Here is a 16514-nt window from a genome sequence, read left to right as displayed (position 1 = left end):
CGCATCTACATGGCAATGATTCCCGAAACCCTGGCCAACCTGAACCTGTTCGTCGACGGTGTGAGCTTCCAGGGCGATGTACCCAGCCTGACCCTGCCCAAACTGACCCTGAAAATGGAAGAACACCGTCCCGGTGGCATGGACATGCCCGTCGAGATGGACCTGGGCATGGAGAAGCAGGAAGCGGCCTTCACCACCACCGGCGTGCGCCGCGAGTCGCTGAAGTTCTTCGGCCTGGCCGATGGCACGGCCTTCAACGGCACGTTCCGCGGCGCCTTCAAGGGCCTCAAGGGCCAGATCAATCCGGTCATCGTCACCCTGCGCGGCTCGCTCAAGGAAGTCGACATGGGCGACTGGAAATCCGGCGACAAGGCCGAGATCAAGCACAGCGTCGCACTCAGCTACTACAAGCTGGAGGTTGATGGTCGCCTGGTCTACGAGATCGATGCCCTTGGCATGAAGCGGGTGATCGATGGTGTCGACCAACTGGCGGCGCAGCGTACTGCGCTGGGCCTGTAAGGGAGGTGCTCATGGCTCAGGAAAACCGCCAGCCCCAGTGGCTGAACCTTGCAGCCGACCGCGTCACGGTGCGTTTGTCGCGTCCGAGCGAGGCCAATGGCATTCAGGTCGACAGCCTGACGTTGCGGGCCCCGACGGTGCGTGACATGCGCAACGCCCAGGCCGGCGGCGCCAGCGACGACGAGCAGCGCGAGCTGAACTTGTTCGCCTCGCTGGCCGAAGTTGGCATCAAGGACCTCGAAGGCCTCACCTTGAAGGACTACGGCCGCTTGCAGGCCGGGTATTTTCGCCTGGTGCAGGACGACGAGGTTTGACCCGACCCGGCAGAAGGCCGCCGCAAGGCGGCTGGCCAAGGAGCTGAACTTTTCCGCGAGCGAAATCATGACCATGTCGTTCAGCGACATGGTCTGGTGGCTTTCGGATTGAGAGGATTAACGGATGGCGAACAAATCAGGGATTGCCCTGGGGGAAGCCGTCGCATCTGGCTCGGCTTTCCCTGGCGCGCTCGATGACTATCGCGCCAGGTTTACCGATCATTGGGCGCCTTACGGCAAGGCGCTGCAATCGTTTTCATCACCGCTGGATATCTGGCGACCAGGCCCGTATCCATCGGTCGTGCCACAGCTGTCGAACTGGCAAGGACTCAGTCCGGCACTGGAGCACCAGCCGTTACCCTTGGCTGAACAGGGATGGCGCGCATCCAACTCACCCCCGTTCGAGTTGCCCGCTCAGATCGTACATGCGTACCCCCAGCCTCGGCCGCGCGCAGATTCAACTCCCCGGATCAACGCTGATGCACCTGAAGCCCGACATGGGGTGGTGTCGGGGGAGGGCGAAGCAGTTTCGTCAGCCTCTGCTGATCCCACGCCGAGCCGAGCCACTGCCCGTACTCGAGCAGGGGCTGCGGCCAAGGAGGCTGCCTCTGCAACCAAGTTGGATTTGGGGTTGAAGCTCTTCCACACCGCTTCCACCGCCACCACGGCGAAGGAGCAGGCAGTGGGCTATCTCAGTGCGGTTGGGTCGGCAGTCGGCACATTAGGCGGCAAGGCCTTGGGGGCGGCGGTGCCGCGCTGGGGCACGATGGTCTCGGAGGTGGGCGGCGTTGCCTTCGGTATGGCCGGCGACAAGCTGGGCGCCTGGGCTGGCGAGCGGGTCACGAACCCTGCATCGGAGACAGCCAAGGACAAACCGCCATCAACGCCGGTATCGACTCAGTCGAAACCTGACGCGGATCCTTATTCGACGCTGTCTGGCTCAGTCAAGGACGGGCTTACGACTGCTGCGGTGGTGGGCGGGGGTTATGCCAGCTGGGAAGTACTCAAGCGGCGTTACACCAACCCAGGTGCTGTCGCTGGGACCGCCAAGGGCGTCGCAGAGAACCTCAAGGCATTGAAAATACCCCTTGCTTCGATGTTCATCGAGGCTGGTGCAAAGGCGGCCTATACCTATGGCACGGCGCAAACCCGTGAAGAAAGGTGGAGCGGTTATGGCGGCGCGGCAGGGGGCCTGATCCTTGGTGGCGCCCTGGGTGCCGCCGGATCGTTGCTGGGTCCGATCGGTACCACGATAGGGATGTCGGTCGGCAACTTTGTGGGCGATCAGGTTGGGTCGGCGTTAGGCAAATATTTGGCCACCCAGTACCCGGAGCTTGCCTCCACAGCACAGCCGGTACGGCGCGGGTTGTCGGCCAAGGTAAGCGGTACTGCACAGGAGCAGAACCCGGAGCGCGCCAGGACGTCGGGACCGCCGTCTCCTCTTCGACTGCCGGGACTTATGGCGCAGTTTGCAACCGCCGCAAGCGGTTCATCGCAACGGCGGCCTTCGATGTTGACTATGCCGAAGCCGGGTTCGACTGCTGACATTGCCGGCATGGACAAGGCTCTCGTCAGGGATCTGTTGAGACCTCCTGTGGATGAGGGGAGGGCGCCAAGTGCGGCGGCCAAGCAACGGGTTGCAGGCGCCATCGCTGAGCCTCGTGCATGGCCTCCGGCGATTCCTGGTCTTTCGTTGGTCCCCGGTATCGTGCCTTCTCCCAGATTCGAAAGTCATGGCGCCAGCGTTGCGCCCGCTGCCGTAAAGGTCGAGCTCCCTCGATCGCCTCAGAAGCCGTCAAGGCCGGCTGCTGTACTGGGGTTGCCGAAGGTTGCGGTGCAGGCCTCAGCGTCTGGACGTTCAGCTGTAATGGACAAGCCCGCAGTAGAGGTGCAGGTACCAGCCGCGCAGTTGTCGGTGCCGCCGCAAGCCAGCGTCCTGCCAGATGCTCCGCCGCAAGCCCCGGCCCAACCGGTCATTACCGGCGGGGCAGGCCAGCCCTTCAACTTCACCACCAACATCCCCATCACGCTGCAAGGCGCCGCTGTTGCACACGACCAACTCGCCACCGACCTGGAACTGGCTGTGCGCCGGGTACTGGAAGAACGGCAAAGAGCTGATGAAGCGCGTCTGGCAGACCCTCTACGACAATTTTGAACCGGAGGGACATTCATGACCTACCTGGAGCAGTTGCAGGCCGCACTGCATGCACTGGTCAAGGCGGGCGAGGAGGGGCGTCGGCGTGCCGGCGCCATGCTCGACCCGATGAACCAGGCCGTGGACCACGTCAAGGAAGCCGCGGCTGAACTCGAAGCATTGCCTTGGATCGGTCCGGCCATCGGCAAGCGCCTGCAACGTACCCTGCGTGCCATCGACTCGGCACAAGGGCGTGTCAACAAAGTGATTGCCCGCTACGACAAGAGCGTCGACGAGGTGCGCAAGGTGCAGGAGCGTGTCGATGCGTTCTCCGAACACCTAGGCAAGGCTGGCGCGGCGATCCGCAAGGTGGTGGGCGATGCCCGCGCGGTGGCAAGCGGGGTGCTCGTCACCTTCGGCTTCGCACCGCTGACAACGCCGACCGCCGAAGCGATCAAGCCATTCCCGCACCTGCTGGTGCTGCAACCGCTGAAGGCCAATGCCACACCGTACTACTTCAACCTCGATACCGCCGCGTTCGACCAGTTGCGTCGCCAGACCCGCTTTCGCTGGGCCGCCCAGGAACGCCTGAGCCGCGACAGCGCGCAGCAGGCCGTCGGCCAGGGGGAGGAGACGATCAGCATCCATGGTGCGATCTTTCCCTCCTTCAAGGGTGGTCTGGGCCAACTGCAGACCCTGCGTAGCATCGGTCGCCAGTTGCTGCCCCTGAGCCTGACCACAGGGTACGGCGAGGTGCTCGGCACCTGGTGCCTGACCAGCATCGACGAAGACCAGAGCAACCTGCTGGCCGGGGGCATTCCACGCAAACAGGGTTTTTCACTGGAGTTCACCCGCTATGGCGAAGACCTGCAAAACGTCTGACGGCGATCTGCTCGACACCCTCTGTCAACACTATTACGGCCACCTCAACCGCACGGTCGAAGCCGTGCTGGAGGCCAATCAGGGGCTGGCCGACGAAGACCAGCCCCTGCGCGCCGGCGTGATGATCCTGCTACCGGACCTGCCCACTGCCACGGTCAGCAGCGTGCAGCTCTGGGACTGAGCGCAGGCCCATATCCACACCGACAACGGAGGCATGAGTCATGCAACCTGTCTTCAGCATCAAGGCCGATGGCAAGGACATCACCGCCCTGATCAACGACCGCCTGCTACTGCTGCGCACCACCGACAAACCCGGCATGGAGTCGGATACGTTCGAGCTGCGCATCGATGCCCGCGACGGTGCCCTGGCCCTGCCGCCTCGCGGCGCGGTGCTGGAGGTGCACCTGGGCTACGCCGGGCAGCCGCTGACGCTGCTGGGGCGCTTCACCGTCGATGAGGTCGAGCTGTCCGGGCCGCCGGACACCCTGGTGATCCGCGGCAAGGCCAGCGACCTGTGCGGCAGTGGCAGAACCATCCGCAGCGGCAGTTGGGAGAATGTTCCGCTGCAACGCATCATCGCCGAGATCGGTGCGCGCAACGGCTGGCAGGCGATCTGCCCGGTCGCCCTGAACGTGCCGCGTATCGACCAGTACAGCGAGTCGGACTTCAACTTCATCACCCGTCTGGCCCGCCAGTACGACTGCACCGCCAAGCTCGCCAACGGCCAGCTGCTGGTGCTGCCGCGCCAGGGCGGGCAGAGCGCCAGCGGCAAGACGCTGGGGTTGGTAACGCTGCGGCGCAGCGACGTCAGCCAATGGCAATTTCGCCTGGACGACAAGGCCACTCGCAAGGCCGTGCGCACCCGTCACCAGGACAGTGCCAGCGGCGAGCTCAAGGTGGTCGAACTGAGCAACGCCGAAAGCTCGGGCAGCCAGCGTCCTGTTCATACCGACCGCCACTTGTACCCCAATCGCGCCGCCGCCGAACAGGCTGCCCGCGCACGCCTGGCCAGCTTCAATCGCGAGACTGCCAGCGTGCGCCTGGACATGCCTGGGCGCACCGACCTGTTCGTCGAGCGCAGCATAGAGGTCAGTGGTTTTGTCGACGGGCTCGACGGCCAGTACCTGATCGACTCGGTCGAGCAGGTGTTCACCGGCTCTGGCTGGCGCACCACCGTGCAGTGCAACGGTGGCAAGGCGGGCAAGGCTGGGAACAAGGGCGGCGCGCCGGGCAAGGTCGCTTCACTCAAGGCGTGACGGTCTACCCACTCAGCAGAGGACGTGCCCATGTTCGTCGAGTTTCGCTGCGGCCAGTGCAGGAAGCTGCTGGCCCGCATCACCCCCGCTTCCGAGCTCCAGATCAAGTGCGGCCGGTGCCGCACGCTGAATCATGTGAAAGCCACGCGCTTCGAGCCATCGCCTGCGAGCGATCACCTGGCGGAATCGTCCGCCGATCAAACTGATAGCAATGGAGAATGTAATCATGTCGCTTACCGCACAGGAAATTCAGGACTGCAAGGCACTGGTCACCAGCATCTGGGGGGCCAGCGTGGCCGCTAACCTCGACTACAACGAGGAGGTGGTGGAAGTGGTGCGCATCACGGTCGAGCAGATCAGCATCTGTTCGCAACGATTGGCCGATTTCTTCTCGGCATTGGTCATCGTCGTGGGTGGCGTCGCGGCCGCGGTGTACTCGCGGATGTGGCTGGTCAAGGGCGCCAAGCGGATCGCCGATGAGATCCAGAATCTCAAGGACGCCAACCTGCAGGCCCGTGCCTGCATCGCCCAGGCCGCAGCGACCTATCGCTCGCCGTTGGAGATGGCGTCGCTGGGCATCTGATAGCAACGCGTCGATGTTCCCGAGCCCAGGCATTGCCTGGGCTTTTTTTCTTGCGCCAAGGAGGTGCTGCATGCTCACCGAGCGGCAACTCATTCAGATTTATCCTCTGGCTGGCCAGCGTGCCAGCGCGTTTCTTACGCCTCTCAACGAAGCCATGGCCCGCTGGGAGATCGATCACCCCAAGCGTATCGCCGCCTTCCTCGCCCAGGTCGGTCATGAGTCCGGCCAGTTACGCTATGTGAAGGAACTGGGCAGCGATCGCTATCTTTCACGCTACGACACCGGCCCACTGGCCCTGCGCCTGGGCAACACGCCCGAGGCCGACGGTGATGGCCAGCTGTATTGCGGTCGCGGCCTGATCCAGGTCACCGGGCGCAACAACTACCAGGCTTGCAGCCGTGCGCTGTTCGGTGATGAGCGGTTGCTGGCGCAACCCCAGCTACTCGAGCAGCCGCGCTGGGCCTGCGAGTCGGCGGCCTGGTTCTGGCAGTCGCGCGGGCTCAATGCCCTGGCCGATCGTGGTGAGTTCAACCGCATCACCCGACATATCAATGGTGGGCTCAATGGCCTGGATGAGCGCCTCAAGCTCTGGGCCAGGGCTCGGGAGGTATTGTGCTGAGCCGCCTGCAGTTTGCTGCGTACGTTGCCTCGGTACTGTTGTCCGCCGCGTTGGCCTGGCAGGTTCAGGCCTGGCGCTACGAGCGTCTGCTCGCCGAGTCGGACGAGTTGCAGGCGAGCCAGCGGGTGGAGCAGGCCGAGGTGCTCAACGAACAGCTGCGTAGTGAGCGCGAGCAGCGCCAGGCGCTCGAGCGACGGCTGCACGACAGCGAGTCGATTCATTTCCAGGAGCTTACCGATGCGCAACACAATCAGGCTCGGCTGCGTGATCGCCTTGCTACTGCCGATCTGCGCCTGTCGGTCCTGGTCGAGCGCGACGCCACCTGTTCCACAATGCCTGCCGCCACCGGCGCCAGCGGCGTGGATCATGGCGCCGTACGCGCCCGACTTGACCCGGCGCATGCTCGACGAATTATCGCCATCACCGACGACGGCGACCGGGGGCTGATCGCCCTGCGCGCCTGTCAGGCCTACATCCGCGCGCTGGCGCCGTGAATCCTTGCCTGGGGGGATGAGGGTGGTAGGGTAGTGCGCAGTCACGCAAGGAGCCTGCCATGGACCCGATCACCGTACTTTCTACCCGCCTGGGCGAACACCTGCGCCGCTTCAATGCGCAGGTGACCACCGCCGAGTCCTGCACCGGTGGTGGCATCGCCGAGGCGATCACCCGTATTCCCGGCAGTTCGGCCTGGTTCGAGGCGGGTTACGTCACCTATTCCAACGCCCAGAAGACCCGCCAGCTTGGCGTCCCCGAGGCACTGTTCACCCAGGTTGGCGCCGTCAGCCAGGAAGTGGTCGAGGCCATGGTCCGTGGTGCCCAGGCCGCCAGCGGCGCGCGGTTTGCCGTAGCGGTCAGCGGTGTCGCCGGGCCGGATGGCGGCTCGCCGGCCAAACCGGTAGGCACCGTGTGGCTGGCCTGGGGCGATGGAGCCCGCGTGATCAGCGAGCGTCGCCACTTCGAGGGCGATCGCGAGGCGGTGCGCCGACAGACGGTGATCGCTGCGTTAGACGGCTTGTTACAGCTTGGTGCCGAGTAAATCGCTCGACGGGGGTTTGCGGAAACGAATCCCTGTGGAATAATACTGGCTACTTATACAGGTATTCCGGCCATCAGGGCCAAGTCGAACACGTGAGGATTTCAATGGACGACAACAAGAAGCGCGCCTTGGCTGCGGCCCTGGGTCAGATCGAACGCCAATTCGGCAAGGGCGCAGTCATGCGCATGGGCGATCACGAACGCCAGGCCATCCCGGCCATCTCCACCGGCTCGCTGGGCCTGGACATCGCCCTCGGCATCGGCGGTCTGCCGAAGGGCCGTATCGTCGAGATCTACGGCCCGGAATCCTCGGGCAAGACCACGCTGACGCTGTCGGTCATCGCCGAGGCCCAGAAGAACGGCGCCACCTGCGCCTTCGTCGACGCCGAGCATGCCCTCGACCCTGAGTACGCTGGCAAGCTCGGCGTCAACGTCGATGACCTGCTGGTCTCGCAGCCAGACACTGGCGAACAGGCCCTGGAAATCACCGATATGCTGGTGCGTTCCAACGCTGTCGACGTGATCATCGTCGACTCCGTGGCGGCCCTGGTACCCAAGGCTGAAATCGAAGGCGAAATGGGCGACATGCACGTCGGCCTGCAGGCCCGTCTGATGTCCCAGGCACTGCGCAAGATCACCGGTAACATCAAGAACGCCAACTGCCTGGTCATCTTCATCAACCAGATCCGTATGAAAATTGGCGTGATGTTTGGTAGCCCGGAAACCACCACCGGCGGTAACGCCCTGAAGTTCTACGCCTCGGTCCGTCTGGACATCCGTCGTACTGGCGCGGTGAAGGAAGGTGACGAAGTGGTGGGCAGTGAAACCCGCGTCAAGATCGTCAAGAACAAGGTTTCGCCACCTTTCCGTCAGGCCGAGTTCCAGATTCTCTACGGCAAGGGTATCTACCGTAACGGCGAGATCATCGACTTGGGCGTCGCCCAAGGCTTGGTCGAGAAGTCCGGCGCCTGGTACAGCTATCAGGGCAACAAGATCGGCCAAGGCAAGGCCAACGCTGCCAAGTATTTGCAAGAGAACCCGGCCATCGGTTCGGAAATCGAGAAGCAGATTCGTGAGAAGCTGCTGACCTCCGGCGCTGTCGCCGCTGCTGGCAAGGCCGCCGCCGCTGAAGCTGATGCCGACGATATGGCTGATGCTGAAGCCGGTTATTGATATCGCTGGTTGATCGCGCATGTCGTCCGTCGTACTCGACACTCCCGTCGCCGTTCGGCGGACAGCCATGGACCTGCTTGCGCGCCGCGAGCATGGTCGTGTCGAGCTGACGCGCAAGTTGCGTCAGCGCGGCGCCACCGATGAGCTGATCGAGCCTGCGCTCGATCGGCTTGCCGAGGAAGGGCTGCTCAGCGAGGCGCGCTACCTGGAAAGCTTCATTTCCTATCGCTCCAACTCCGGCTATGGCCCCGCACGTATTCGTGAGGACCTGAGTCAGCGAGGGCTGAACCGTGGCGATATCGATCAGGCACTGCGCGAGAGCGGTGTGGACTGGTCGGCCCGCCTACGGGACGTCTGGCAGCGCAAGTTCGGCGGGCAACGTCCTCAGGATCCCCGCAGTCGCGCGCAGCAAACGCGCTTTCTCGCCTACCGTGGTTTTTCCATGGACATGATCGGCCGGCTGCTCAGCGGGCGCGACCTCGATTAATGACGGCCAGTACGGCTGACCAGGCAGATATCTGCCAGGTCAGCCGTACTGGCCGTTTTTCGTTCAACCGACTTTCAGCGCTTCTCGCGCATGCTGGGTCGTGTGCATGGGCTGAGGTTTTGCCCAGTTTTCCGGCAGGTTGATGAAGTCCACCAGTTCACGAAGGCGCCCCTGATCACGGCCGTTGAAGGCGAAGGTCAGGCGGGTCAGGTGGTTGAAGTCTCCTACTTCATGTTCTGCGCTACTGTCGGGCTGTTGATGATACTTGCCGCTCAGCCGCAGGTCGGCAAAACCCTCCTGGATGTCGCATAGCGCAGCCTCGCTCAAGGGGTGCAGCATGCGGATCACGAACTGGTTCTTCAGCCAGCGGCTCGAGTGGTAGTTGCTATAGAACTGCTTGATCTCTTCAACGGCCTCGTCGGCGCTGTGTACCAGGCGTACCAGCTTCAGGTCGCTGGGCAAGATATAGCGGTTCTCTTCCAACTGACGGCTGATGAAGTTCAGGGCATCCTGCCAGAAGCTGCCGCCAGGCGAGTCCAGCAGTACCACCGGTACCAGTGGGCTTTTGCCGGTCTGGATCAGGGTCAGCACTTCCAGCGCTTCATCGAGCGTGCCGAAGCCACCCGGGCAAAGGACCAGTCCGTCGGCTTCCTTGACGAAGAACAGCTTGCGGATAAAGAAGAAGTGGAAGGGCAGCAGCTTATCGGTGCCGTCCACCGTGGCATTGGCATGTTGCTCGAAAGGCAGTGTGATATTGAAGCCCAGGCTGTTCTCGGCACCGGCGCCTTCGTGGGCAGCGGCCATGATGCCGCCACCGGCACCGGTGATGACCATCAGCTCGGAGCGTGCCAGCGTGGCGCCCAGTTCCCGGGCCAGGGCATACATCGGGTGTTCCTGGGGTGTGCGCGCCGAGCCGAACACCGTGACTTTGCGTCGGCCCTTGTAGCGCTCGAGAGTACGGAAGGCGTGATCCAGTTCGCGCAGGGCCTGCAAGGTGATCTTGGCGTTCCAGCGGTTGGCGTCGTCGCTGGCCATGCGCAGCACGGTCAACATCATGTCGCGGTAGAGGGGCAGGTTGGGGCTGTTCGGTGCCACCAGTTGCAGTTGTTCGTCAATCCTGCCCAGGTCGATTCCCTGGTCGCTGAAGTGCTTGGACAGCAGTTCATTCGGTAGGTAAGGCATTCAACGTCTCCTTCTGCAGCAAAACCTCTGACCGGTCGATGGTGAGTACCGGCCACGACACTGCGTGTGTCGCTGGCTGCTGTGGCTCGAGTGTGCATCCCGAGCATTGCAGTAGGCCTTCAAGGCCGTGATGCAGTGGCATGTATCCATCTTGTCTGTTTTCGTTGCGGATCCGGCAACGTCGTGGCGTCGGCAATCTCCTGTGCTTGCCGAAAAATGCCTGTCGTTTGCTTTCAATCTAGACGCTGGCGCGCGATCGTGCCGGTTCGCTGAAGGTCACCGTTCGTCTGATCGGATCCAATCCTTGCCGAGCTTTGTTTAACTGAGGGCAGAGGGCGATGCAGGGAGGAAGAAGCATGCATCGGTTGGTCATCGAGGTGGACCTGCAGTTGTATGAACTGCTCAGGCGTGCGGCCAAGGACCACCACTTGAGCCTGGAGGGCGAGTGCCTGCGCAGGTTGCAAGGCGCCGACAGGCAATCACGTTACCTTCAGGCCCTGCTGGCGGATCTGCGCGCCGATGAAGAACAGCGGCGCGCCAGCGACGATCAGGTCGCCTGAATCACTTTTTCTTATTGCCAGCGGTGCAACTGGCAGCATCGAACGCCTGGTCCATGACCGGCTGGTTGGTCTTGTAGACGGTGAAGCGGTAGACCATCACCGCGCCCTTGGTCATCAGTTGGCGGTAGCCGGTGTTGCGGCAGACGCTGTCGCCCAGCTGGCTGCGCACCAGCGCCGGGTTTTCCAGCATGCGCTGGGCATGTTCTTCACGCACGCTCAGGTGGTTGACCAACGCCTTGCCCTTCTCGACGGTGTAGCCCTGATCGAGGATGTCTTCGTTGACGGCGCGTGGCGTGCCGACGCTGCTCTCCTTGGCAACCTTCTGCAGCATCTGGTTCAGCTCGTAGTCCTGCTTGGACGCTGCGCTGGCGGCAAGCGGCAGGGCGAGCATCAGGCTCAGGGTCGGGACGATAAGACGCAGCATGAATCTCTCCTGGTTCGGTGACTGGCGCTTTGACCCGCGCCGGCAGGCGGCGTTCCATGAACTGGTCGCGCTCCAGGCGCAGCCGCCGCCAAAGGCTCGATTATAAGGGAGCCTGGCAGTGCCCTGCACGGCAAACCTGCGCCCGCTCTGGTAGACTGGCACCTTTGTTTCCCGCCGAGTTGTCGCAGTGTCCATCCTATTCCCGTTGCCAGGCTTGCAGCCATGAGCCATGCGGTAGCGCGTCTGCGCGCCGAGCGTCTGGCGCGCAGCAACAAACCCTTCGTCGCCCGCGGTTCGCGAGCCGATCGCTGCCCGGACTGCCGGGTTATCGCCAGCCATTGCCTGTGCGCCTGGAAGCCTCGGGTCGACGCCCAGGCCGGCATGTGTCTGGTGATGCACGACACCGAGCCATTGAAGCCGACCAACACCGGCTGGCTGATCGCCGACCTGATCGAAGACACCTGGGCCTTCGGCTGGCAGCGCACGGATGTCGATGCGCGCTTGCTGGCGCTGCTCGAACAACCCCAGTGGCAGCCCTATATCGTCTTCCCTGGTGAGTTCGTCGCACCGGAGCGGGTGGTCAACGAAGTGGTGTGCGAGCCTGGCAAGCGGCCGCTGTTCATCCTGCTCGACGCCACCTGGACCGAAGCGCGCAAGATGTTTCGCAAGAGCCCGTACCTGGACCGCTTCCCGGTGCTGAGCCTGGAGGCCGAGCAGATGTCGCGCTACCGCCTGCGCCGCTCCAAGCGTGACGATCATTTCTGCACCGCGGAAGTGGCGGCCATGTGTCTGGACCTGGCCGGCGACAACCGTGCCTCCCAGGCGCTGGATGCCTACCTTGACGTGTTCAGCCTGCACTACTTGAGCGGCAAGCGACACCTGGCACTGGACGACCAGGATGAGCCGCATCAACGCTTGCATACCTTCCTATAGTCCAAGGGGCAAGCTAGCCGGATTGGTTCATACTGTCGAGCAGGTCGCCAGGGTGGGCGAGGCCGCCGGGCAATTGGCTTGACCACCCGGACGGTGCTCGGCATCCTTGGCGCCGATTCGGCCACGACGCAGCCGCTACCCCTGGTCTGCATCGTGTCCTTGCCGCTGGCGGCGCCGCCGCCCGCGCCTTGAGTTGCCCGCCAGGCACAGGCCCCATACCCCACAGCGCCTGGCACAGAACAGGACCCCTGGATCGATGGCTACATATGAAATCCTGATTGCCGATGACCATCCGCTGTTCCGTAGCGCCTTGCGCCAGGCCGTGACCCTCGGCCTCGGGCAGGACGTACGTCTGGTGGAGGTGGCAAGCATCGCCGAACTGGAAACCCGCCTGACCGAGAAATCCGACTGGGACCTGGTCCTGCTCGACTTGAACATGCCAGGTGCCTATGGCTTCTCCGGGCTGGTCCTGCTCCGTGGGCAATACCCGCAGATTCCGGTGGTGATGGTGTCGGCGCAGGAAGAGGCGGCCGTGGTGGTCAAGTCCCGTGAGTTCGGGGCCAGCGGTTTCATTCCGAAGTCCAGCCCGCTGGAAACCATCCAGGACGCCGTGCGCAAGGTGCTCGACGGCGAAGTGTGGTGGCCGCCGCAGGCGTTCGAAAAGGTTGATGTGTCGGCCGAGGCCAAAGCCGCCAGCGAAGGGCTCGCAAGCCTGACGCCGCAGCAGTTCCGGGTGCTGACCATGGTCTGCGAAGGTTTGTTGAACAAGCAGATCGCCTACGAGCTGAGCGTTTCGGAGGCGACCATCAAGGCCCACGTCACCGCGATCTTCCGCAAGCTGGGCGTGCGTACCCGGACCCAGGCCGCCTTGCTGCTGCAACAACTTGAATCGGTTTCAGCCAACTGAGCCTTCCGGCTTCACGCTTTTTTGACCCAGGCTGGACTAGCCTGCAGGTCTTTTTCAGGTGAATTGACTCACATGTCGCCATTCAAGGGCCAGACCGGCCTGAAACGCATCTTCAATGCCGCCGGCTATTCGCTCGACGGCCTGCGCGCCGCCTTCAAGGGCGAGGCTGCCTTCCGCCAACTGGTGCTGCTCAATGTGCTGCTGATCCCGACTGCCTTCTGGTTGCCGGTCAGTCGCGGCGAGCGTGCGATCCTGATCGCGGTGTGTCTGCTGGGGCTGATCGTCGAGCTGCTCAACTCGGCGGTCGAGGCTGCCATCGACCGCATTTCGCTGGACCGTCACCCCTTGTCGAAGAACGCCAAGGACATGGGCAGTGCTGCGCAGTTGGTGGCAATGAGCATGGTGGCGCTGGTCTGGGGCGTAATCCTGCTCGGCTGACGCTCAGGCGATGGTCGGCAGCACGATCTCGTCGCTGCGCTGCACCCCCGCAGTGAAGCTGCGGCACAGCTCGAGAAACTCACGCATGGCCGAGGTCTGGTACTTCTGCTTGTGCCAGATGAAGTAGAACTGGCGCAGCAGATCCAGCTCCGGGGTTTCCACTGCCACCAGGCTGCCGCGCCTGAAAGCGTCGCGCAGCGCGAGGCGCGAGATGCAGCCAATCCCCAGACCCGACTCCACGGCGCGCTTGATCGCTTCCGTATGTTCGAGCTCCAGGCGGATGTTCAGGTTGGCGCGGTGGTGGCGCATGGCCTGGTCAAAGGTCAGGCGGGTGCCTGAGCCTTGTTCGCGCAAGATCCACGCCTCCTGGGACAAGGCCTCGATATTGGCGCGGCCGACCTTGGCCAGCGGATGTTGCGGAGCGCAGAACACCACCAGTTCGTCCTCGACCCAGGGTTGCACCTCCAGGTCAGGGTGGTTGCAGTCACCCTCGATAAGACCCAGGTCAATTTCGTAGTGGGCCACCTGTTGCACAATGTGCGCTGTATTCTGCACGTGCAGCTTGACCTGGCTTTCCGGGTGCACCTGCATGAAGCTGCCGATCAGCAGCGTTGCCAGGTAGTTGCCGATGGTCAAGGTGGCGCCGACGGCGAGCGAGCCGAAGCCGGACTTGCCGTTGAGCAGGTCTTCGATTTCCTTGGCCTGGTCGAGCAGGGCTACTGCTTGGGGCAGCAACTGATGGCCCAGGGCGTTGAGGCTCAGGCGCTTGCCGGCGCGATCGAACAGCTGGCAGCTGGACTGGCGCTCCAGTTCGGTGATGGAGGTACTGGCCGCCGACTGCGACAGGGCCAGTACATTGGCCGCTCGCGATACGCTTTGATGCTGGGCGACGGCGACGAAGACTTGAAGCTGGCGGAGAGTGAATCGCATATCTATATAACCGATAAGTCATATCTTGATAATTCAGTTAACAGATATTCTCGCTGCCCCTAAACTATCGCGCAACTGCGCGTCTTGCGCGCGCCGCGTTTTTCTTCAGGAGCCCCACTAGATGAGCAACATGAACCACGAACGTGTCCTCAGTGTGCATCACTGGAACGACACTCTGTTCAGCTTCAAGTGCACCCGCGACCCGGGCCTGCGCTTCGAGAACGGTCAGTTCGTGATGATCGGCCTGCAGCAGGAAAGCGGCCGTCCGCTCATGCGTGCCTATTCGATCGCTTCGCCGAACTGGGAAGAGCATCTGGAGTTCTTCAGCATCAAGGTGCCGGACGGTCCGCTGACCTCCCAGCTGCAGCACCTGAAGGAAGGCGACGAGATCATCATCAGCAAGAAACCGACCGGCACCCTGGTACTGGACGACCTGAACCCGGGCAAGCACCTGTACCTGCTGAGCACCGGCACCGGCCTGGCACCGTTCATGAGCGTGATCCAGGACCCGGAAACCTACGAGCGTTTCGAAAAGGTCATCCTGGTGCATGGCGTGCGCTACGTGAACGAAGTCGCCTACCGCGAGTTCATCACCGAGCACCTGCCACAGAATGAATTCTTCGGTGAAGCGGTGCGTGAGAAGCTGATCTACTACCCGACCGTGACCCGCGAGCCGTTCGAGAACCAGGGCCGTCTGACCGACCTGATGCGCAGCGGCAAGCTGTTCAGCGACATCGGCCTGCCACCGATCAACCCGCAGGACGACCGTGCGATGATCTGCGGCAGCCCGAGCATGCTCGACGAGACCAGCGAAGTGCTCGACAGCTTCGGCCTGAAGATCTCGGCGCGTATGCGCGAGCCAGGTGATTACCTGATCGAGCGTGCATTCGTCGAGAAGTAAGGCGAATTGCGGCATAAAAAAACGCAGACCAGGGTCTGCGTTTTTTTATGCCTGGAGAATGTGAGTTCAGGCTTCGCGTGCAACCTCCAGCACCCGGATCACTTCCGGCTGGGGATAATGCCAGCGCACCTGCACATCCCAGAACTTTACCCCGTAGACGCGTTCCGCAGGCGGCACCTGGTAGGCCGGGCGCGGGTCCTGGGCCAGGCACTGCTCGATGAGCTCCACCAGTGGTTCTGCCAGGCGCAGAGCATGTTCGTGGGCCTGGTGCAGGGCACTATCGCTCCACTGCACGTTGATCGGCAGTGGCGCATCGCTGGCCATCTGGTTGACGGCATTGTCGATGCTGTCGGCGTAGGGCACGTAGGGTTTGATATCCAGCACTGGCGTACCGTCCAGCAGGTCGATGCCGGACAAGAGCAGACGCCCCGGCTCCACGCCCTCGAGGCGCACCACCGACTGACCAATACCATTGGGGCGATGGGTGGCGCGCGTGGCGAACACGCCCATGCTCTTGTTGCCGCCCAGGCGCGGTGGGCGCACCTTCAGCCTGGGCTTTTCTTCCAGTGCTTGATGGAACAGGAACAGCAGCCACACGTGGCTGACCTGCTCCAGGCCCTGTACCGCGTCACCCTGGTCGAACGGCGGCAGCAGCTCCAGCACGCCACGTGCGGCAGGCGCCAGGCGCGGCTGGCGGGGGATGGCGAACTTCTCCTTGAAGCAGGAACGGACGATGCCCACCGGTGTGACGCTGTGCTGCATGATCGGCTCAGCCACGTACGCGAAGGGTCAGGCCCTTGAGGAAGTTGCGCAGCAACTGGTCCTGGCAGGGCCGGTAGTTGTCATGCCCGACCTTGCGAAACAGCGCGCTGAGTTCGGGCTTGGACACCGCGAAATTGACCGACTTGAGAATCGCGTGCAGGTCATCTTCCTTCAGCTCGAACGCCACCCGCAGTTTCTTAAGCACGGTGTTGTTGGTCACGGGCAGCTCGACGGGCTGGGGCGCACGGCTGTCGTCCTTGCCACGGCGGTGGATCACCAGGCCATCGAGAAAATGGGCCATGACGCGTTCCGGGCAGCGCACGTAGCCGGCTTCGTCTTCCTTCTTGATGTAGCCGGCAAGGACCACCGGGTTCACTTCAAGGCCGGACAGGGCGATGATTTCGGCCATCTTGGCGTCGTTCACCTTGAGCATGTAGCGCAGGCTGCGCAGGACATCGTTGTGGTTCATGTGACT

21 protein-coding genes and 3 pseudogenes are annotated in these 16514 nt (G+C 63.0%); 18 read left to right on the top strand and 6 right to left on the bottom strand.

Features of this window, described 5'->3' with window-relative positions:
- Positions 1-9: 9 nt before the first annotated feature.
- The 13 genes and pseudogenes from AB688_RS22055 to recX all read left to right on the top strand — a co-directional run bounded on the left by AB688_RS22055 (position 10) and on the right by recX (position 9002).
- Positions 10-519: a phage major tail tube protein gene (locus AB688_RS22055; protein ID WP_054891039.1), complete on the top strand. Its 510-nt coding sequence runs from the start codon at positions 10-12 to the stop codon at positions 517-519.
- Between the two features lie 11 nt (positions 520-530).
- Positions 531-833 carry a phage tail assembly protein gene (locus AB688_RS22050; RefSeq protein ID WP_063545900.1) on the top strand — a complete coding sequence of 101 codons (303 nt, stop codon included), beginning with the start codon at positions 531-533 and terminating at the stop codon, positions 831-833.
- Between the two features lie 124 nt (positions 834-957).
- On the top strand, positions 958-2988 hold the full coding sequence (locus AB688_RS22045; RefSeq protein WP_155738231.1) for a hypothetical protein: 2031 nt from the start codon (positions 958-960) through the stop codon (positions 2986-2988).
- Between the two features lie 15 nt (positions 2989-3003).
- Positions 3004-3849 carry a phage tail protein gene (locus tag AB688_RS22040; RefSeq protein ID WP_063545898.1) on the top strand — a complete coding sequence of 282 codons (846 nt, stop codon included), beginning with the start codon at positions 3004-3006 and terminating at the stop codon, positions 3847-3849.
- A complete protein-coding gene (locus AB688_RS22035; protein WP_063545897.1) occupies positions 3824-4030 on the top strand; it encodes a tail protein X in 207 nt (68 codons plus the stop codon). Before AB688_RS22040 ends, AB688_RS22035 begins: the two co-directional genes overlap by 26 nt.
- Positions 4031-4070: 40 nt before the next feature.
- Positions 4071-5105, top strand: a complete 1035-nt coding sequence (locus AB688_RS22030) for a phage late control D family protein (RefSeq protein WP_063545896.1) — start codon at positions 4071-4073, stop codon at positions 5103-5105.
- A gap of 30 nt (positions 5106-5135) precedes the next feature.
- Positions 5136-5279 (top strand): annotated as a pseudogene (locus tag AB688_RS27290) (zinc finger domain-containing protein); the annotation flags it as partial.
- A gap of 52 nt (positions 5280-5331) precedes the next feature.
- A complete protein-coding gene (locus AB688_RS22020) occupies positions 5332-5688 on the top strand; it encodes a hypothetical protein (RefSeq protein ID WP_063545894.1) in 357 nt (118 codons plus the stop codon).
- A 70-nt stretch (positions 5689-5758) separates the two neighbouring features.
- Positions 5759-6307 carry a glycoside hydrolase family 19 protein gene (locus tag AB688_RS22015; protein WP_063545893.1) on the top strand — a complete coding sequence of 183 codons (549 nt, stop codon included), beginning with the start codon at positions 5759-5761 and terminating at the stop codon, positions 6305-6307.
- The gene (locus tag AB688_RS22010; RefSeq protein ID WP_081255303.1) at positions 6301-6801 is read left to right on the top strand and encodes a lysis system i-spanin subunit Rz; all 501 of its coding nucleotides are present in this window, start codon (positions 6301-6303) and stop codon (positions 6799-6801) included. The genes AB688_RS22015 and AB688_RS22010 overlap by 7 nt, the downstream gene beginning before the upstream one ends.
- Positions 6802-6860: 59 nt before the next feature.
- Positions 6861-7343, top strand: coding sequence for a CinA family protein (locus tag AB688_RS22005; RefSeq protein WP_063545892.1), 483 nt, complete (start codon positions 6861-6863; stop codon positions 7341-7343).
- Between the two features lie 104 nt (positions 7344-7447).
- Positions 7448-8515 carry a recombinase RecA gene (recA, locus tag AB688_RS22000; protein ID WP_063545891.1) on the top strand — a complete coding sequence of 356 codons (1068 nt, stop codon included), beginning with the start codon at positions 7448-7450 and terminating at the stop codon, positions 8513-8515.
- 67 nt (positions 8516-8582) lie between these two features.
- Complete coding sequence (gene recX, locus AB688_RS21995; RefSeq protein ID WP_063545890.1) at positions 8583-9002, top strand: recombination regulator RecX; 420 nt, start codon at positions 8583-8585, stop codon at positions 9000-9002.
- A 63-nt stretch (positions 9003-9065) separates the two neighbouring features.
- Here recX and AB688_RS21990 read toward each other — a convergent pair whose 3' ends face one another.
- On the bottom strand, positions 9066-10184 hold the full coding sequence (locus tag AB688_RS21990) for an LOG family protein (RefSeq protein ID WP_063545889.1): 1119 nt from the start codon (positions 10182-10184) through the stop codon (positions 9066-9068).
- 356 nt (positions 10185-10540) lie between these two features.
- On the opposite strand from AB688_RS21990, the gene AB688_RS21985 reads away from it, so the two are divergent.
- Positions 10541-10744 carry a hypothetical protein gene (locus tag AB688_RS21985; RefSeq protein WP_054891026.1) on the top strand — a complete coding sequence of 68 codons (204 nt, stop codon included), beginning with the start codon at positions 10541-10543 and terminating at the stop codon, positions 10742-10744.
- Position 10745: 1 nt separating this feature from the next.
- On the opposite strand, the gene AB688_RS21980 is transcribed toward AB688_RS21985, so the two are convergent.
- Complete coding sequence (locus tag AB688_RS21980; RefSeq protein ID WP_063545888.1) at positions 10746-11168, bottom strand: quorum-sensing-regulated virulence factor family protein; 423 nt, start codon at positions 11166-11168, stop codon at positions 10746-10748.
- Positions 11169-11390: 222 nt separating this feature from the next.
- On the opposite strand from AB688_RS21980, the pseudogene AB688_RS21975 reads away from it, so the two are divergent.
- Positions 11391-11969, top strand: a pseudogene (locus AB688_RS21975) (tRNA-uridine aminocarboxypropyltransferase); the annotation flags it as partial.
- On the opposite strand, the pseudogene AB688_RS27600 reads toward AB688_RS21975, so the two are convergent.
- Positions 11937-12077 (bottom strand): annotated as a pseudogene (locus tag AB688_RS27600) (hypothetical protein); the annotation flags it as partial. The pseudogenes AB688_RS21975 and AB688_RS27600 overlap by 33 nt on opposite strands.
- Before the next feature lie 280 nt (positions 12078-12357).
- Here AB688_RS27600 and erdR point away from each other — a divergent pair.
- Both erdR and AB688_RS21965 read left to right on the top strand, forming a co-directional pair.
- Positions 12358-13008: a response regulator transcription factor ErdR gene (erdR, locus tag AB688_RS21970; RefSeq protein WP_054891023.1), complete on the top strand. Its 651-nt coding sequence runs from the start codon at positions 12358-12360 to the stop codon at positions 13006-13008.
- A 72-nt stretch (positions 13009-13080) separates the two neighbouring features.
- Positions 13081-13446, top strand: coding sequence for a diacylglycerol kinase (locus tag AB688_RS21965; protein WP_054891022.1), 366 nt, complete (start codon positions 13081-13083; stop codon positions 13444-13446).
- Between the two features lie 3 nt (positions 13447-13449).
- Here the strand turns inward: AB688_RS21965 and finR are convergent, their stop codons facing one another.
- A complete protein-coding gene (finR, locus tag AB688_RS21960) occupies positions 13450-14376 on the bottom strand; it encodes a LysR family transcriptional regulator FinR (protein ID WP_054891021.1) in 927 nt (308 codons plus the stop codon).
- Positions 14377-14497: 121 nt separating this feature from the next.
- Between finR and fpr the strand changes: the two genes are divergently transcribed.
- Complete coding sequence (fpr, locus tag AB688_RS21955; RefSeq protein WP_054891020.1) at positions 14498-15277, top strand: ferredoxin-NADP reductase; 780 nt, start codon at positions 14498-14500, stop codon at positions 15275-15277.
- A gap of 66 nt (positions 15278-15343) precedes the next feature.
- Here the strand turns inward: fpr and tsaA are convergent, their stop codons facing one another.
- Both tsaA and AB688_RS21945 read right to left on the bottom strand, forming a co-directional pair.
- A complete protein-coding gene (gene tsaA, locus AB688_RS21950; RefSeq protein ID WP_063545887.1) occupies positions 15344-16039 on the bottom strand; it encodes a tRNA (N6-threonylcarbamoyladenosine(37)-N6)-methyltransferase TrmO in 696 nt (231 codons plus the stop codon).
- Between the two features lie 7 nt (positions 16040-16046).
- Positions 16047-16508 carry a DUF1456 family protein gene (locus tag AB688_RS21945; RefSeq protein ID WP_054891018.1) on the bottom strand — a complete coding sequence of 154 codons (462 nt, stop codon included), beginning with the start codon at positions 16506-16508 and terminating at the stop codon, positions 16047-16049.
- Positions 16509-16514 lie beyond the last annotated feature (6 nt).

This window comes from Pseudomonas putida (assembly GCF_001636055.1).
Lineage (GTDB): Bacteria > Pseudomonadota > Gammaproteobacteria > Pseudomonadales > Pseudomonadaceae > Aquipseudomonas > Aquipseudomonas machongensis.
This window is presented reverse-complemented; position numbering and strand designations above follow the sequence as displayed.

What these genes read in the sequence shown, in the direction of transcription:
- tsaA (WP_063545887.1), bottom strand. Translation starts at nt 16,039, where the DNA reads ATGCAGCACAGCGTCACACCGGTGGGCATCGTCCGTTCCTGCTTCAAG.
- AB688_RS22050 (WP_063545900.1), top strand. Translation starts at nt 531, where the DNA reads ATGGCTCAGGAAAACCGCCAGCCCCAGTGGCTGAACCTTGCAGCCGAC.
- AB688_RS21990 (WP_063545889.1), bottom strand. Translation starts at nt 10,184, where the DNA reads ATGCCTTACCTACCGAATGAACTGCTGTCCAAGCACTTCAGCGACCAG.
- AB688_RS22055 (WP_054891039.1), top strand. Translation starts at nt 10, where the DNA reads ATGGCAATGATTCCCGAAACCCTGGCCAACCTGAACCTGTTCGTCGAC.
- finR (WP_054891021.1), bottom strand. Translation starts at nt 14,376, where the DNA reads ATGCGATTCACTCTCCGCCAGCTTCAAGTCTTCGTCGCCGTCGCCCAG.
- fpr (WP_054891020.1), top strand. Translation starts at nt 14,498, where the DNA reads ATGAGCAACATGAACCACGAACGTGTCCTCAGTGTGCATCACTGGAAC.
- AB688_RS21965 (WP_054891022.1), top strand. Translation starts at nt 13,081, where the DNA reads ATGTCGCCATTCAAGGGCCAGACCGGCCTGAAACGCATCTTCAATGCC.
- AB688_RS21980 (WP_063545888.1), bottom strand. Translation starts at nt 11,168, where the DNA reads ATGCTGCGTCTTATCGTCCCGACCCTGAGCCTGATGCTCGCCCTGCCG.
- AB688_RS21985 (WP_054891026.1), top strand. Translation starts at nt 10,541, where the DNA reads ATGCATCGGTTGGTCATCGAGGTGGACCTGCAGTTGTATGAACTGCTC.
- recX (WP_063545890.1), top strand. Translation starts at nt 8,583, where the DNA reads ATGGACCTGCTTGCGCGCCGCGAGCATGGTCGTGTCGAGCTGACGCGC.
- AB688_RS22030 (WP_063545896.1), top strand. Translation starts at nt 4,071, where the DNA reads ATGCAACCTGTCTTCAGCATCAAGGCCGATGGCAAGGACATCACCGCC.
- AB688_RS22040 (WP_063545898.1), top strand. Translation starts at nt 3,004, where the DNA reads ATGACCTACCTGGAGCAGTTGCAGGCCGCACTGCATGCACTGGTCAAG.
- AB688_RS22035 (WP_063545897.1), top strand. Translation starts at nt 3,824, where the DNA reads ATGGCGAAGACCTGCAAAACGTCTGACGGCGATCTGCTCGACACCCTC.
- AB688_RS22020 (WP_063545894.1), top strand. Translation starts at nt 5,332, where the DNA reads ATGTCGCTTACCGCACAGGAAATTCAGGACTGCAAGGCACTGGTCACC.
- erdR (WP_054891023.1), top strand. Translation starts at nt 12,358, where the DNA reads ATGGCTACATATGAAATCCTGATTGCCGATGACCATCCGCTGTTCCGT.
- AB688_RS22015 (WP_063545893.1), top strand. Translation starts at nt 5,759, where the DNA reads ATGCTCACCGAGCGGCAACTCATTCAGATTTATCCTCTGGCTGGCCAG.
- AB688_RS22045 (WP_155738231.1), top strand. Translation starts at nt 958, where the DNA reads ATGGCGAACAAATCAGGGATTGCCCTGGGGGAAGCCGTCGCATCTGGC.
- recA (WP_063545891.1), top strand. Translation starts at nt 7,448, where the DNA reads ATGGACGACAACAAGAAGCGCGCCTTGGCTGCGGCCCTGGGTCAGATC.
- AB688_RS22005 (WP_063545892.1), top strand. Translation starts at nt 6,861, where the DNA reads ATGGACCCGATCACCGTACTTTCTACCCGCCTGGGCGAACACCTGCGC.
- AB688_RS21945 (WP_054891018.1), bottom strand. Translation starts at nt 16,508, where the DNA reads ATGAACCACAACGATGTCCTGCGCAGCCTGCGCTACATGCTCAAGGTG.